Source organism: Pseudomonas sp. CCC3.1 (assembly GCF_034347405.1).
Classification (GTDB): Bacteria; Pseudomonadota; Gammaproteobacteria; order Pseudomonadales; family Pseudomonadaceae; genus Aquipseudomonas.
In genome coordinates this window covers 599,977-615,022 of record NZ_CP133778.1, presented here as the reverse complement: position 1 = coordinate 615,022, position 15,046 = coordinate 599,977, and the positions used below count along the sequence as shown (strand labels likewise).

Genomic DNA, 15,046 nt, shown 5'->3' with positions numbered 1-15,046 from the left:
GCAGCCTCGCTCCGCGAGTCAGCTGCTACGGGGTTTTGCGCTCCTGGCGAGCTCTTCTGGCCTTGAAGAATTCGCTCAGGAGAGTGCCACATTCGTCGGCCAATACCCCGCCTTCAAACAGCACCCGGTGATTCAAAAAGCCTTGGGTGAAGAATTGCCCCTGGCTGTGCACAATCCCGGCCTTGGGCTCCAGCGCGCCGAAGACCACTCGCGCCACTCGCGAATGCACAATCAAGCCCGCACACATGCTGCACGGCTCCAACGTCACGTACAGCGTGCTACCGGGCAGGCGGTAATTGCTGGCCGCTGCCGCCGCCGCACGAATGGCGACCATCTCAGCATGCGCGCTGGGGTCGCTGCCGCTGATCGGGCAATTGAAGCCGCGACCGATGATTTCACAGTTTTGCACCAGCACCGCGCCCACCGGCACCTCGCCCAGCGCTGCGCCCTGAGCGGCCAGCGCCAGTGCTTCTCGCATGAAGTCTTGATCGCGGCTGCGGTCGATGATCTGGGGTTGACGCCCTTGTCGCATCAGGAAACCTCAATAGCGGCCATGAGGCCGGTTTCCATGTGGTCAATCACATGGCAGTGGAACATCCACACGCCGGGATTATCCGCCACCAAGGCCACGCGAGCACGCTCGTTTTTACCCAGCAGGTAGGTGTCGGTGAAATACGGGGTAATCTTTTTGCGGTTGGAAGCCAGCACCTTGAAGCTCATGCCGTGCAAGTGAATCGGGTGCTGGTACTGGGTCATGTTCTTCAACTCGAAGATGTAGCTTTGGCCCAGTTTGAGCTTTGCGATGGGTCGGTCGGCGCAGGTTTTGTCTTTGATGTCCCACGCCACGCCGTTGATCTGCCACAGGCTCGGTGGCTGGTCCGTGCCCAAATTCTCGGACAAGGAACCAACCCATTCAAAGTTGAAATTGAGCTTTTCGGCATTCGCGACATCCGGCTCGGCAATCGGGTTGGCAGGCAATGCAGGCGGCCACTCGCCAGGCGCGTCATTATTGGCCACCGACAGCAGCGTGCCCAAACGCACCGGGCCATCACGCAGCGACAGTTCTTCGCCTGCGGCCGGCGCCTTGATTGCCAGGCAAATGCGCATGCCGGGGCCTAGCCAATATTCCTTGCCCAAAGGCCGGGGCTTGATGGGGTTGCCATCCAGCGCATAAATGTGCGCTTCAACGCCGGGAATGTTCAGGCGGTAGGTCAAGGTGTTGTCGAGGTTAAGGATGCGCACGCGGGTAATCTGCCCGGCGGGCAACTCAATGGTCGGCACATGCGTGCCATTGATCGTCGACAAGCGCCCCGGCGTACCGCCGCGCGCGGCTTCGCGGGTGATGCTGAACGGCAGAAAGCCGCCCTCTTCATCCACGTGCCAGTTTTTGATGCTCAGGGTACGTTCGTGCTTGAAGCCGGTGGGCTCACGCTCTTCGATAATCAACGGACCGACCAGGCCACGGCCCAGTTCTTCGCTGCTGTTGACGTGCGGGTGATACCAATAGCTGCCGGCATCGGGCACGCGGAATGTGTAATCGAAGTATTCGCCCGGCAACACCGGCAATTGCGAGACGTACGGCACGCCGTCCATTTCCAGCGGCAGGCGGATGCCGTGCCAGTGAATCGTGGTGGCAACCGGCAGATGGTTGATAAACCGCACCCGTAGCCATTCGCCTTGACGCACCCGCAGCTCAGTGCCCGGCGCCGAAGGACCAAAAGCCCAGGCTTCGGTCTGATGCCCCGGCACCAGCTCAACGTCCAGCGGGGCAGCAATCAGTTCGTAATCGTGACCGGCCTGCTCATCGGCCATCTTGCCCAACCAGTAACGCGAAGCGCCTCCTGCGCCAACACCCACCACTACCAGCCCGGCTAAACCACCGAGTATTTGTCGACGGGTAAAGGACATGGAATTAACTACCTCTCGTATCCGGCGCGAGCACAGAGCCCGCAAAAGGCGAATACGATACACCTGCAATTGCGAAACAGTAAGGGCGCGGTGTCGGCGAGCGCAGGTTTTGAAACGTGCAACGTCCTCTGTAATCGCTGCCGAAGAATGAGGCTGCGATGGGTTGCGAAGTGACCCTAGACGGCGGTCCTGCGGCCCGCATCGCAGCCTTCGTACCTCGTCAGCGACTACACCCCCACCAAATGCACCACGCCACCTTCCAGCGCCATAACCCCCGGTACACCCGCCAGGCGCAGGGCTTGCGGGTCGATGCGCGTGGCATCGTTGAGTTCAACGCGGATTCGGGTCAGCGCCACTCGCTGTTCAGACTTGAGGTTGCTGGCACCGCCAAGCGCCGCCAAGACTGCCGCCTCCAGGGTCGAGGTCGACGGCTTCGGCTCATCCGCTACCAGATCCGGGGTCAGGGCTTTCCAAAACGCCTGCTGAAATTTTGCAAACATGTTCAGTTCTCCAACACCAGTGAGGGGGCGGCCTGGGCCGGTTGTGGCTGTTGCAATGCGGCACGCACCTGATCGGCACTTTCCAGCGCCAGCACTTGTTGCGCCAGGCTCTGACAGGCTGTGTAGTCCAGCTCGCGCACACGCGCTTTAATCGCCGGAATCAACGGCACGCTCACCGATAACTCATCAACACCCAGCCCCACCAACACCGGCACCGCCAGTGATTCGGACGCCAGCGCGCCGCACACACCCACCCATTTGCCGTGGGCATGCGCAGCCTTGACGGTGTTGGCGATCAGGCGCAATACAGCCGGGTGGAAGCTGTCGGCCTGACTGGCCAGACGCGGGTGGTCGCGGTCCATCGCCAAGGTGTATTGGGTCAGGTCGTTGGTGCCAATCGAGAAGAAGTCGACCTCGGGCGCAAACAGGTCGGCCATCAATGCGGCCGCTGGCACTTCAATCATGATCCCCAGTTTGGGCAATTGCTGGATGCCCAGGCGCTGCGCCTGTTCTTCCAGTAACTGGCGCGCCAAGCGCAATTCAGACACCTGCGTGACCATCGGCAACATGATGTGCAGACGTGTCAGGTCGGCGCTGGCCAGAATCGCGCTGAACTGTTCACGCAGCATCTGCGGGCGCTCCAGGCACAAGCGAATCCCGCGCATGCCCAAAAACGGGTTGGCTTCAGGCTCCATCGGCACGTAAGCCAGCGGTTTATCGCCCCCCACATCCAGGGTGCGCACAACCAGGTTGTACTCAGGCCCCACGGCCCGGGCAATGGCGCTGTAAGTGGCGACTTGTTCGTCGTGGCTGGGGGCGCTGCTGCGCTCCAGGTACAAGAACTCCGAACGCAACAAACCGACACCTTCCGCGCCGAGTGTCATGCCCTGCTCTGCCTCGGCCAGTGACGCAATGTTGGCCGACACTTCAATGTGACGTCCATCACGGGTATCGGCCCGCAACGACGCCTGCGCCAGCTCGCGCTGTTGGCGCAGACGCTGTTGCTCGCGCTTGGCCGTGAGCTGTTCAATCGCCGAGTCACTCGGCCGCACGTGCAACGCACCCTGCTCAGCATCCAGTAACACCGGGGTGCCGCTGGCCAGCGACAGAACCCGCTCTGGCAAGCCGCACATCGCGGGCAAGCCCAAGGCGCGCGCCAAAATCGCGACGTGACTGGTCGCGCCGCCACCGACGGTGGCAAAGCCCACCACCTTGCCCGTGTCGAGCCCTGCTGTTTGCGACGGGCTGAGCTGGTCGGCAATCAGGATGGCATTGTCCGGCAGCGCTTGAATCGTGTCCTCAACCCGCAGAATCAGCTTGAGCACGCGCTGGCCGACATCGGCCAGGTCTTGAGCCCTTTCAGCGAGGAACGTGTTGCCCATGTTTCGGAACAGTTTTTCGTTCACCTCAACCGCATCGGCCCACGAGAAGGCTGCACTTTTGCCCGATGCCAGCAACGCCTTCGCGTGCTCCAGCAGACTTGGGTCTTGCAGCAGTTCCCGGTGCGCACTGAAGATCTGCGCTTGCGGGCCCTGACTGAATTCGCGGCCCAGCGTGTCGAGCGCCTGGTCTGCCTCAAGCAAGGCACGTTGCAGTTGCGCCTGTTCAAACGACTCACCAGCCCCCTCTTGCGGGTAGTGCAGGGTTTGCTCGGCGATTTGCACCACCTGCCCAAACACAGCGCCGGATGACGCACAAATGCCGCGCAGCAACCTGTCATCCTCTGCGGGCGATTCAAGGGCCGCCACCGGCTCGGGCTCCACTCTGGCCAGCGCAACAGGCGTCACCGCCTCGCCGCAGCCCGCCAGCAACAAGTCTGACAACACGCTAATGGCCTGCTCGGCATCGGCACCTGTCGCACTGACGCGCACCACATCCCCGTGAGTGGTTTGCAGGGTCATGATGGCGACCAGCGACTTGGCGTTGATGCTTTGTTCGTGTTTGTGCAACCCGATGGTGGCGGTAAACGCCTTGGCTGCCTGCGCGAAAACCGCTGCCGGACGCGCATGCAAACCGTTGGGATTGGGCAGCGCAATGGCCGCCGAGAACAATGCCTCTCCCTGACTGACAACCTCCAGTGGCGCGGCCTGCGGCTCGGTGGCGCCCAGGCGCAATACTGGCTGGCCGCATTCGACCACACCGCTGCTGCCCGTTTCTGGGCTAAAGCTTTCGCCGCTCACCACCAACATCAACGTCAGCAAGCTACGAGCATGCTGGGCGATGTAATCGGCATCAAACTCGATCAACGCTTGCCCGGCCGCAACCTGCTGCCCCTCTTTAACCAGAGCGGTGAAACCCTGGCCGCCGAGGTTCACGGTGTCCAGGCCAATGTGCAGCAACACTTGCACACCAGTGGCGTGGGTGATGCTGACAGCATGGCCGGTGTGTTGCAGGTTGCTGATCACCCCGGCCAGCGGCGCGCACAGCACCTGCGACGTAGGGTCGATACACAGGCCATCGCCCATCAAGCGGCTGGAGAACACCGGATCAGGAACGTGATCCAGTGGCATCAGAACACCCGACAGCGGCGCCAGCAGTTCCAGTTGTGGGGATGTGACCATGTGACTTCACCTGCGGTTGATTCGGTTAAATGCCGATGGAGCGCGAGCCCCGACAGCGTCGCTTATTTCCACCAGTACTCGATTTGCACGCCAGCGTTCGAACCATGCCGCGCCGAGCCAAAGGCGCCGCTGTCAGACAGTGCCGAACCTGCGTCGAACTCATTGGCTGCACGTTGCGCCGCCGCGTTCCAGCTGGCGTAGGTGTAGTACAAACGAACCTCGGGGCGCGCCCAAAAGCTTGGGCCGTTGGGGGACCACGTCGGTGCGAAGGTAAATTTGCTCAACTTGCGCGTGCCATCGGCGGCCTTGACCTGATCATGACCCAACTCGGTCACCAGCTTGAACTGCTCGGTAATCGCATAGGTCGGTCGCACGCCCAGCGACAGCCACTCTTGGTTGCCACCGTCCGGGCGGAAGTCCTTTTGATACACGGCTTCGATCTGCCCACCAAAACGTGGCGTCACTTGCCAGTCAAAGAACTCGACCACCCGATAACGCTTGCTGCTGTTATCCAGTTGGGTATTGCCGGTGTAGCCCAGCCCCGTGCCGGAACCTTCGCCGTACTGCAGGGCGAGCTTGTTTTTACCGCCCAAAAAATCGCTTTGCACGTGCTGCGCCGTGATCGCCCAGCCGCTGTGGGCATCGGTGCGCTGCGGTTTTTCGAGGTAACTGAGGCCGAACTCTAGCTGACCGCCAGGGTTGGTGTTGAACCCCGCGACGTTGAAATCGTGACGCGTGACGTAGTCTTCTTGATACAGGCTGTCCTTGCGCGACAAGGCGTAGCTGTATTTCAAACCACCGATCAACACGTCTTCGATACCGGCACCCGTAGCGCTCTGGTTCCAGTAGTAGAAGTCGGAAATGTGAATATCGTTACGTTTGTAGTAACGCCGCCCGGCCCACACCGAACCGCCATTGAGGCTCGGCAGGTTGGACCATTGCGCGTACAACTGCGGCAAACGTGCCGAGCCGTTGTCGCCCTGAAAGGTCAGCTGGCGGTTGTATTGGTTGTACAGCGAGGCCATGCCGTCGACGCTGAGCACCGAGCCATCATCAAAGTTGTAGACGTCCTGGCGCAGTTCCAGCTCTGCATACTGTTCGCATTCGTTGCCCAAGCGATATTTGGACTCGGCACCAGGCAGTTTGAAGCACGATTGCTTGCCGCCTTCGAGCGAGTTGCCGATGCCGCTGCGCAGGTAACCCGCAAACTCCAGAGCGTTGGCTGAAAGCGGTGCCAACAGGCACACGCATGCGGTGAAAAGACTGCGGTTGAGTGTTGTGTTCATGAGCGACCTTTTTATTTTTATTGTGATGAAACCGATAAAGCCTCTGTAGGAGCGAGCTTGCCTCGCGATCTTTTAAAAGATCGCGAGGCAAGCTCGCTCCTACAGGGTTATTGCGTTGTCAGGTGCAGCGCGAACGACTCGTAAGGACGCAAGGTGATGCGCCGAGTGCGCTGCGGGCAGTCGTTGTAGTTGCTGATCAATAGCCGCTGCGTCATGCCTTCGGTGATCACGTCTTGCGGCAGTTCGATCTCGCACGGCGCGCCATAGAAGTTGTTGATCACCAGCAAACGCTCACCCGCGCCTTCACGCACATACGCCCACACCTGCGAATGTTCGGTCAACAACTGGCGGTACTCGCCGTCACTCAACAACGGCTCATTACGGCGCAAGGCAATCAGTTGGCGGTAGTGATGCAGCACGGAGTTTGGGTCGTTGCGCTGGTCTTCGACGTTGATGACTTCAGCATTTTGCGGGATGCCAATCCACGGTTCAGCGGTGCTGAAGCCCGCGTTCGGCTGGTGATCCCATTGCATCGGTGTGCGGCTGTTGTCCCGCGATTTCTGCATGATCGCGGCCATGCAATCGTCATGCGATACACCGGCTTCGCGCTTGAGGCGATAGATGTTCAAGGTTTCGACGTCGCGGTACTGCTCGATGCGATCGAAACCGGGGTTGGTCATGCCGATTTCTTCGCCCTGGTACACATACGGCGTGCCTTGCAGGCAATGCAATGCCGTGGCGAGCATCTTGGCCGAGACCACGTGAAACTCACCGTCATCGCCAAACCGCGACACGGCGCGTGGCTGGTCATGGTTGCACCAGAACAAGGCGTTCCAGCCGCCGCCAGCCTGCATGCCCACTTGCCAGTCCGAGAGGATGCGCTTGAGTTCCAGGAAGTCGAAGTCGGCGCGCACCCACTTCTGCATGTTCGGGTAATCAACTTTCAGGTGATGGAAGTTGAAAGTCATGGACAGTTCTTGGCTCTCGGGACGCGAGTAGCGAATGCAGTGCTCAAGGCGGGTGGATGACATTTCACCCACGCTGACTAGATCGTGCCCAGCGAAGACTTCGCGGTGCATCTCTTGCAGGTACTCGTGCACGTTAGGGCCGTCGGTGTAGAAACGCCGACCATCGGTGTTGTCTTCCGGGAAGTGTGCGGGTTTGGAGATCAGGTTGATCACGTCCAGACGGAAACCGCCCACACCCTTGTCACGCCAAAAGCCCATCAGTTTGTAGACTTCGGCGCGGACCTTGGGGTTGTCCCAATTCAAGTCGGCTTGGGTGTGGTCAAACAGGTGCAAGTAGTACTGGCCGGTTTGCGCCTCGTATTCCCAAGCCGAACCGCCAAACTTGGACTCCCAGTTGTTCGGCTGATCGCGCCAGATATAAAAGTCGCGATACGGGTTGTCGAGGCTGCTGCGCGCTTGCTGGAACCATTCGTGTTCAATGGAGGTGTGATTGACCACGATGTCGAGCATCAGCTTGATCCCGCGCGCGTTGGCTTCGCTGATCAACAATTCGCAGTCGGCCATGCGGCCGTAGCTCGGATCGATGGCGTAGTAATCGCTGATGTCATAGCCATTGTCGCGCTGCGGCGAGCGCAGAAACGGCGTCAGCCACAGGTAATCAACGCCCAGCCATTGCAGGTAATCGAGCTTGTCGACCACGCCCAGCAAATCACCCGTGGCGTTGCCTGCGTGGCTGTAAAAACTTTTTGGGTAGATCTGATAGATCACCGAACGCTGCCAGTCTTGCATGGGGGCTCCTTGCATAATCTTTGTTAAAGGGGCCGCTTCGCAGCCCATCGCAGCCTTCGGCAGCGACTACAGAACGAGGGTCAGGCGACGCGATAGCCGGGGCGGATGATTTTCAGGCTCAGCGCGCACGTCAGGACAAAGGGCACGACCAGCGCAACCAGCATGCCGATCACGAACATCGGGATGTACTGCGGAATAATCGAGATAAAACCCGGCAAGCCGCCGACCCCGATGGCCGAGGCCTGGACCTTGTTCAGCGACAGAAAAATGCTGCCCAGCGCCGAGCCGATCAAAGCGGCGTAGAACGGGAATTTGTAGCGCAGGTTGATCCCGAACATCGCGGGTTCAGTGATGCCGAAATACGCGGACACCGCCGAGGTCGACGCCATGCTGCGTTCGCGCACGTTGCGGCTCATGTAGAACACGCCAAGCGCCGCGCTGCCCTGGGCAATATTGGACATGACAATCATGGGCCAGATAAACGTACCGCCGTGCGTCGAGATCAGTTGCAAGTCAACGGCAAGGAACATGTGGTGCATCCCGGTGATCACCAGCGGTGCGTACAGCAGGCCAAAAATCATCCCGCCGAGTACCGGCGCCAGGTCAAACAGCATGACCACGCCTTCGGTGATCAAAATGCCCAGGTGGCGAGTCACCGGGCCAATGATGGCCAGCGCCAGCACCCCGGTAATGACGATGGTGGTGATGGGCACCACCAGCAATTGAATGGCATTCGGTACGCGTGCGCGCAGCCACTTCTCGATCACGCTCATGACGTAGGCCGCCATCAGAATCGGCAAGATTTGCCCTTGGTAGCCAACCTTCTCAATCTGGAACAGCCCCAGGATATTGAAGTACGGCAGGCTTTGACCATCGAGCCCGGCCACCGCCTTGCCGTAGTTCCAGGCATTGAGCAGATCCGGGTGAACCAGCATCAGGCCCAGCACGATGCCGAGAATCTCGCTGCCGCCAAAACGCTTGGCCGCCGACCAGCCCACCAGCGCGGGCAAGAACACAAACGAGGTGTTGGCCATCAGGTTGATCAGGCTCCACACGCCGTCCAGTGACGGGTAAGCATCGAGCAGGGTTTTGTCGGCGATGAACATGCCCTTGGCGCCGAGCAGGTTGTTAACCCCCATCAGCAGGCCGGCAATGATCAGCGCGGGCAGAATGGGCATGAACACATCGGAGAACACCCGCACCAGACGCTGCAGGGCGTTGGCCTTGTCGGCGCCCTTTTGCTTGACGTCAGCAATGGTGGCGGCGGCGAGACCGGTTTGTTCACGCAAGGCGGCGTAAACCTTCTCGACTTCGCCTGGTCCGATCACCACTTGGTACAGGCCACCGGTAAAGAAGGAACCTTTGACCAGGTCAATCTGATTGAGGGTCGCGCTGTCTACCAGGCTGGGGTCTTTGAGCGACAGACGCAGACGCGTGACGCAATGCGCGGCCTGTTCCAGGTTGTCGGCGCCACCGAGGCTGTGCAGTAACTCGCTGGCAATCTTCGAATAATCGTGGCTCATGCGTTGTCTTCCGCGCGAAATTTTTATTATGGAGCGTCGTTTTGGCAGCACGCCGAAGCGAAAAATACTCGTCTGTACGAGTTAAAGCAACAACTGGTATAGACGAGTCATCAATTATTTTTAGAGCCTCTGCTTTACTGTGCAGTGACAGGTGATTAAAGCAATCAGCTGCCTCCAGAAAGCACGCGTGAAAAATCCTGATGCACCGGCTTTACGCCGGGGCTTGCGCTGCCTACCCCCTGCCCTTAAGGTTCGGGCCCTGAACACCCAACGGCAAAGACCCATCGTCATGACTAAATACAGCCAGATCTACACCGATCTGCTTGCGAGCATCACCACTGAGCGTCTGGCGCGCGGGGCGCGCTTGCCGTCTGAAACCGAGTTAATGACCCGCTACGAGGCCAGCCGCGGCACGGTGCGCAAGGCGATTGAGCAGCTTCAGGAACGCGGCTTTGCGCAGAAAATCCATGGCAAAGGCACTTTTGTATTGTCATCCAGCCCGATTGAGTTTCAGTTGGGCGGCATCGTCAGTTTTCAGGAAACCTACCCAAGCCTGGGCAGTGACGTGAGCACCGACGTAGTCGAGTTCACTCACTTTGCGCTGGAAGGCGCGCTGTGCGAAAAGATCGACGCCCAAGCGGGTAGCCTGATTACCCGCATCAAACGGGTACGGCGGATTGACGGAAAGCGGGTGATTTTAGACATCAACTGCTTCGTCAGCGAGCTGATTCCGGGCCTGGATCAAGAGATTGCCCAGCACTCGATTTATGCGCATATCGAGCAAACCCTGAACCTGCAGATCAGCTACGCGCAACGCACCATCGAAGCGGTGCCGCGCAGCAAGGACGATCAATTGCATCTGGATCTGGATGGGCAAAGCCATGTGATTGTGGTGAGCAACCAGACGTTTTTGCAGGACGGTCGGCAGTTTGAGTACACCGAATCTCGGCACACGCTGGACAAGTTCTACTTTTCGGACATTGCCAGACGCTAAACGCAGTGTAGGAGCGAGCTTGCCTCGCGATCTTTTAAACAGTCAAAAGATCGCGAGGCAAGCTCGCTCCTACCGGTTTTATTTAAGCGCTATCAGTGCTTGAACATCACATGCCGAACCGTGGTGTAGTCCTCAAGCCCGTACATCGACATGTCTTTGCCATACCCCGACAGCTTGGCGCCGCCATGGGGCATTTCGCTGACCAGCATGAAGTGCGTGTTAACCCAGGTGCAGCCGTATTGCAGGCGCGCAGCCAGGCGATGGGCGCGCCCGACATCATGGGTCCAGACCGAAGACGCCAGACCGTAGTCGGAGTCGTTGGCCCACGACAGCGCCTGAGCTTCGTCGTCGAACTCGGTGACGGTGACCACCGGGCCAAATATTTCGCGGCGCACCACTTCGTCGTCTTGACGCGCACCCGCAAGCACGGTCGGTTCAAAGAAGAAACCCGGCCCCGCAACCCGCTGGCCACCGGTCACGACTTCGATGTGTGACTGTTCGCGGGCGCGCTGCACAAAGCCTTCAACCCGCTCCAGATGCTGCAAGGTAATCAACGGACCTAGTTCGGTTTCTGGGTCGTCCTGCAGGCCGTAACGAATGCTCGACACTGCTTGCGCGAGCTTTCTCACAAACTCGGGGTAGATGCCTTTCTGCACATAGAGACGGCAAGCGGCAGTGCAATCCTGACCCGCGTTGTAGAAGCCAAAGGTGCGCACGCCTTCGACAGCAGCGTCGATATCGGCATCATCGAACACGATCACCGGCGCTTTGCCGCCCAGCTCCATGTGCATGCGTTTCACGCTGTCGGCGGTGCCCGCGATAATCTGGCTGCCGGTGGCGATAGAGCCAGTCAGCGACACCATGCGGACTTTGGGGTGGCTGGTCAGGGGCTTGCCGACATTCGGGCCGCGCCCGAAGACCACGTTAACGACACCCGCCGGGAAGATTTCCGCCATCAATTGCGCCAGTTTCAACGTACTCAACGGCGTTTGTTCAGACGGCTTGATGACCACGGTATTGCCGGCTGCCAGCGCCGGAGCGAGTTTCCAGGCGGCCATCATCAGCGGGTAGTTCCAAGGGGCAATGGACGCGACGACACCGACCGGGTCGCGGCGGATCATCGAGGTATGGCCCGCCAGGTATTCACCCGCAGCACTGCCTTGCAGGCAACGGCTGGCCCCAGCGAAAAAGCGGAAAACGTCGGCAACCCCCGGCAGCTCGTCGTTCAGTGCAGCGGTGTAGGGTTTGCCGCAGTTGTCGGATTCAATACGCGCCAGCTCCGGGGCATGGGCGTCGATGGCGTCGGCCAGTTTCAGCAATAGCTGCGAGCGGTCCTTGGGCGTGGTCTGCGACCAGGCTTCGAACGCTGCATCTGCCGCGCAAACAGCAGCATCGACTTGAGCCAGGCTGGCCTCGGGAATGTCTACCAACGTGGCGCCCAGAGACGGATTGAGCACCGACAGCGTTTCGCCTTCACCGGCGATGAGTTGACCATTGATCAGCAGGCACGTTTGCATGGGTTCTCCTGTGGGCGGGGTTGGCCGCCGCCCTGAAAAAAGTCGCAACGGCCCCGCATGCGCATCAATCAATGCGCACGGGGGGTGTTACAGGGGATTGGACGTTGAGGTCAGAGTGCGGCTTCAGGCACTGCGGTGCTGAACAGCCGGGTACGGAAGGCCAGGTACACCAGCCCCAGCAACACCCAGCAGCAACCGAGAATCAGCGCGTCCGAGTCGAGGCTGATCAGCATCCAGCCGGAGGTGAAGGCACCCGCCAGCGGGAATAGCACGCCGCGCAGCACACCGGCTTTATCGCCGAGCGTGCGATCGAAGGTCAGTTTCAGCGCGCACAGGTTGACGGCCGTAAAGGCCAGGAAGGCGCCGAAATTAACCAGCGAGGTCGCAGTGGCGATGGTCAAGCCAAACCCGACGAAGCCAAAAGCACCGGACAGCACGATGTTGAACACCGGGGTTTTGTAGCGTGGGTTGAGCACGCCAAACAGCTTCTGCGGCAGTTGGTTATCACGGCCCAAGGCATACAGCAGGCGACCGACACTGGCCTGGAACGACAGACCGGCAGCGAAGTGAGCAATGATGATGCCGGTCAGCACCACGCCGAAGAACAGGTCGCCACCGATGGTCTTGGCGATTTCGAACGCGGCGCCGTCGATGTTCTCGAACACGCCAATCGGGTGCGCCAGGTACATGAAGTAGGACGAGCCGATGTACAGGCTGCCGCCGATCAATGCCACCAGCAAAATGGCCCGTGGAATGGTGCGCTCAGGCTCGACGGTTTCTTCACTCAAGGTCGACAGGGCATCGAAGCCAAGGAACGAATAAGCAGCGATGGCAGCACCGGCCATGGTGGCCGAGAACGGCACGTCAGCATTGAAGAACGGTTTAACAGACAGCAAACCGCCTGGGCCGTTGATCGCAGTAACGTAGTGCCAGCACAAGGCGATGAACACCGTAATGATCGTCAACTGGATCAGCATCAGAATGATGTTGAAACGGTTGGCAACCTGAATCCCGAGAATGTTGAGCAAGGACGTGGACACGATAAAGCCGGTGATCCAGCACCACTGCGGCACATCAGGAAACGCCAGGCTCAGGTAGCTCGCCCCCAGCAGCCAGATCAGCATCGGGATAAAGAAGTAATCGAGCAGCGCCGCCCAACCGACCATGAAGCCAATGTTGGGGTTAAGCATTTTGCGGGTGTAGGTGTAGGCCGAACCGGCAGCGGGGAAAACCCGAACCAGTCGCCCGTAGCTCAAAGCCGTGAAGATCACGCCGATGGACGCCACGACATACGACAATGCCACGGTGTTCTGGCTGGCCTGGGCAATCACACCATAGGTGCCGAACACGATCAGCGGGGCAATAAACGCCAGACCGAACAGCAGCACGGAAACCGGCCCGAGGGTACGACGCAGGTGCGGAGTAGAGATCGATGCGCTCATGACGATGCCCTCAAGCTGAGTAGTGGTAGGCGGCACGGATCACATCGAGGTAGCTCTCGACGGTCATGTCTTTGGTGTTGCTCGCATCGGAAATATTGCTCTTGGACTTCTGCGCGATGGTCAGGAAGTCTTCTTCGCGAACCCCGGCCACGTCAGCGAAACGCGGGATCCCCAACTCGCGGTTCATGCGGAACAACTGTTCCACGGCGGCTTGGGCTGCGTCGGCGGCGCTCAGGTGTGGGTCGATGCCCAGGGCGTAAGCGACATCGGCGTGGCGGCGCAGGTCTGCGTCGCGGTTATGGCTGAAGACGAACGGCAGGAAGATCGCGTTGCCGACCCCATGCGGGGTGTCGTACATGCCGCCAATGGCTTCGGAAATACAGTGCACGCTGGCGATGTCGGCATTGCCGAAGGCCATGCCGGCAATCAGGCTGGCAATCAGCATCTGCTCGCGGGCGTCACTGTTTTGCGGGTCTTGTACGGCGGGCTTGAGGTTGTGCGCGATCAAGCGGATGGCATGCAGGGCCAAACCGTCGCTGATCGGGTTGGCGGGCTTGCCGGTGTAGGCTTCGATGGCGTGCGTCAGGGCGTCCATCCCGGTCGCGGCGGCGATGTGCGGCGGCAACGTCGCGGTGATGTCCGAGTCGAGCAACGCCAGGACCGGGCCGATGCGGTAGTCGAGCAGGCTCATCTTGAATTGACGGCGGGTGTCGGTGATCACCGAAAAGAACGTCACCTCGCTGCCGGTGCCTGCTGTGGTCGGGATCGCCACAATCGGCAGCACCGGGCCTTTAAGGGTAAAAGCGCCTTCGTAGTCTTCAACCTTGCCGTCATGGGTCAGCAGCACGCTGATCGCCTTGGCCGCATCCATCGCGCTGCCACCCCCCACCGCCAGCACGCCGTCGATACCTTTGCCGCGATACTGTTCGGCGGCGCGGTTGACGTCTTCGCTGCGCGGGTTGGGCTTAACGTCGGCGATCTCGTCAAAGCGAACACCGGCCTGTTCCAGGCTGGTATAGATGCTGTCGAGCAAACCGGCGTTCTTGACACCCGGATCGGTGACCAGCAGCACATGGCGCAAGCCGAGACCGACTATATGCTCGCCGGTACGCTGGCGCAGGCCAGGCTCCATGACGATTTTGGTGGGTAGTAGAAACTGGAATTGCATGGGGAAGTTCCTCTCGCTCTGTGGCGCTCTTGCAATGTTGTCGTTATGGCAGACGAGTCAGAGAACCGCGGGAGCGGTTGTTTTTCGTTTTTATTGTTGAGGATGCCGCGTGGCGGTATGGGTCGAAACACTAAGTTACGGGTAGCGGATCAACAAATACTTAAAACTCAAGGGAGCATTCGATTAAATCGAATGCTGCAAAAAAAGCGTGGGGGATTTGTTGACGCGGGGCTCGACAGCACCCGTAGCAGTTGCCGAGCTCCGCGAGGCTACGTCCGGCGGCGTAGCCTTCGTAAATAGGCTCTCGAGATTTTTCAGTTAGATAGGGTTCTCAGGATTTACGATCGCTTCGCAATCGGACGTAGCCTCGCGGAGCTCGGCAACTGCTAC

11 protein-coding genes are annotated in these 15,046 nt (G+C 59.7%); 1 reads left to right on the top strand and 10 read right to left on the bottom strand.

The features are described from left to right. Nucleotides 1-25: 25 nt before the first annotated feature. The 7 genes from tadA to treP all read right to left on the bottom strand — a co-directional run bounded on the left by tadA (nt 26) and on the right by treP (nt 9,535). On the bottom strand, nt 26-532 hold the full coding sequence (tadA, locus tag RHM56_RS02820; protein ID WP_322238340.1) for a tRNA adenosine(34) deaminase TadA: 507 nt from the start codon (nt 530-532) through the stop codon (nt 26-28). After that, a complete protein-coding gene (locus RHM56_RS02815; RefSeq protein ID WP_322238338.1) occupies nt 532-1,908 on the bottom strand; it encodes a multicopper oxidase family protein in 1,377 nt (458 codons plus the stop codon). Before RHM56_RS02815 ends, tadA begins: the two co-directional genes overlap by 1 nt. Before the next feature lie 227 nt (nt 1,909-2,135). Beyond that, on the bottom strand, nt 2,136-2,408 hold the full coding sequence (locus RHM56_RS02810; RefSeq protein WP_322238335.1) for a PTS transporter subunit EIIB: 273 nt from the start codon (nt 2,406-2,408) through the stop codon (nt 2,136-2,138). Nucleotides 2,409-2,410: 2 nt separating this feature from the next. After that, nucleotides 2,411-4,969, bottom strand: a complete 2,559-nt coding sequence (gene ptsP / locus RHM56_RS02805; RefSeq protein ID WP_322238332.1) for a phosphoenolpyruvate--protein phosphotransferase — start codon at nt 4,967-4,969, stop codon at nt 2,411-2,413. Nucleotides 4,970-5,031: 62 nt separating this feature from the next. Further along, nucleotides 5,032-6,255 carry a carbohydrate porin gene (locus RHM56_RS02800; protein ID WP_322238330.1) on the bottom strand — a complete coding sequence of 408 codons (1,224 nt, stop codon included), beginning with the start codon at nt 6,253-6,255 and terminating at the stop codon, nt 5,032-5,034. 107 nt (nt 6,256-6,362) lie between these two features. After that, nucleotides 6,363-8,012 (bottom strand): alpha,alpha-phosphotrehalase, encoded by a 1,650-nt coding sequence (gene treC, locus RHM56_RS02795; protein ID WP_322238327.1) that lies wholly within the window; start codon nt 8,010-8,012, stop codon nt 6,363-6,365. A gap of 80 nt (nt 8,013-8,092) precedes the next feature. After that, complete coding sequence (treP, locus tag RHM56_RS02790; protein WP_322238324.1) at nt 8,093-9,535, bottom strand: PTS system trehalose-specific EIIBC component; 1,443 nt, start codon at nt 9,533-9,535, stop codon at nt 8,093-8,095. 289 nt (nt 9,536-9,824) lie between these two features. Between treP and treR the strand changes: the two genes are divergently transcribed. Beyond that, on the top strand, nt 9,825-10,529 hold the full coding sequence (gene treR, locus RHM56_RS02785) for a trehalose operon repressor (protein WP_322238322.1): 705 nt from the start codon (nt 9,825-9,827) through the stop codon (nt 10,527-10,529). A 92-nt stretch (nt 10,530-10,621) separates the two neighbouring features. Here treR and RHM56_RS02780 read toward each other — a convergent pair whose 3' ends face one another. The 3 genes from RHM56_RS02780 to RHM56_RS02770 all read right to left on the bottom strand — a co-directional run bounded on the left by RHM56_RS02780 (nt 10,622) and on the right by RHM56_RS02770 (nt 14,656). Further along, nucleotides 10,622-12,046: a gamma-aminobutyraldehyde dehydrogenase gene (locus RHM56_RS02780; protein WP_322238320.1), complete on the bottom strand. Its 1,425-nt coding sequence runs from the start codon at nt 12,044-12,046 to the stop codon at nt 10,622-10,624. 110 nt (nt 12,047-12,156) lie between these two features. Further along, nucleotides 12,157-13,488, bottom strand: a complete 1,332-nt coding sequence (locus RHM56_RS02775) for an APC family permease (protein ID WP_322238318.1) — start codon at nt 13,486-13,488, stop codon at nt 12,157-12,159. A 10-nt stretch (nt 13,489-13,498) separates the two neighbouring features. Then, nucleotides 13,499-14,656 carry an iron-containing alcohol dehydrogenase gene (locus RHM56_RS02770; protein ID WP_322238316.1) on the bottom strand — a complete coding sequence of 386 codons (1,158 nt, stop codon included), beginning with the start codon at nt 14,654-14,656 and terminating at the stop codon, nt 13,499-13,501. Between the last annotated feature and the right edge of the window lie 390 nt (nt 14,657-15,046).

Coding starts and splice junctions, on each gene's coding strand:
- tadA (WP_322238340.1), bottom strand. CDS start 532: ATGCGACAAGGGCGTCAACCCCAGATCATCGACCGCAGCCGCGATCAA.
- treC (WP_322238327.1), bottom strand. CDS start 8,012: ATGCAAGACTGGCAGCGTTCGGTGATCTATCAGATCTACCCAAAAAGT.
- treP (WP_322238324.1), bottom strand. CDS start 9,535: ATGAGCCACGATTATTCGAAGATTGCCAGCGAGTTACTGCACAGCCTC.
- RHM56_RS02775 (WP_322238318.1), bottom strand. CDS start 13,488: ATGAGCGCATCGATCTCTACTCCGCACCTGCGTCGTACCCTCGGGCCG.
- RHM56_RS02800 (WP_322238330.1), bottom strand. CDS start 6,255: ATGAACACAACACTCAACCGCAGTCTTTTCACCGCATGCGTGTGCCTG.
- treR (WP_322238322.1), top strand. CDS start 9,825: ATGACTAAATACAGCCAGATCTACACCGATCTGCTTGCGAGCATCACC.
- RHM56_RS02810 (WP_322238335.1), bottom strand. CDS start 2,408: ATGTTTGCAAAATTTCAGCAGGCGTTTTGGAAAGCCCTGACCCCGGAT.
- RHM56_RS02780 (WP_322238320.1), bottom strand. CDS start 12,046: ATGCAAACGTGCCTGCTGATCAATGGTCAACTCATCGCCGGTGAAGGC.
- RHM56_RS02770 (WP_322238316.1), bottom strand. CDS start 14,656: ATGCAATTCCAGTTTCTACTACCCACCAAAATCGTCATGGAGCCTGGC.
- RHM56_RS02815 (WP_322238338.1), bottom strand. CDS start 1,908: ATGTCCTTTACCCGTCGACAAATACTCGGTGGTTTAGCCGGGCTGGTA.
- ptsP (WP_322238332.1), bottom strand. CDS start 4,969: ATGGTCACATCCCCACAACTGGAACTGCTGGCGCCGCTGTCGGGTGTT.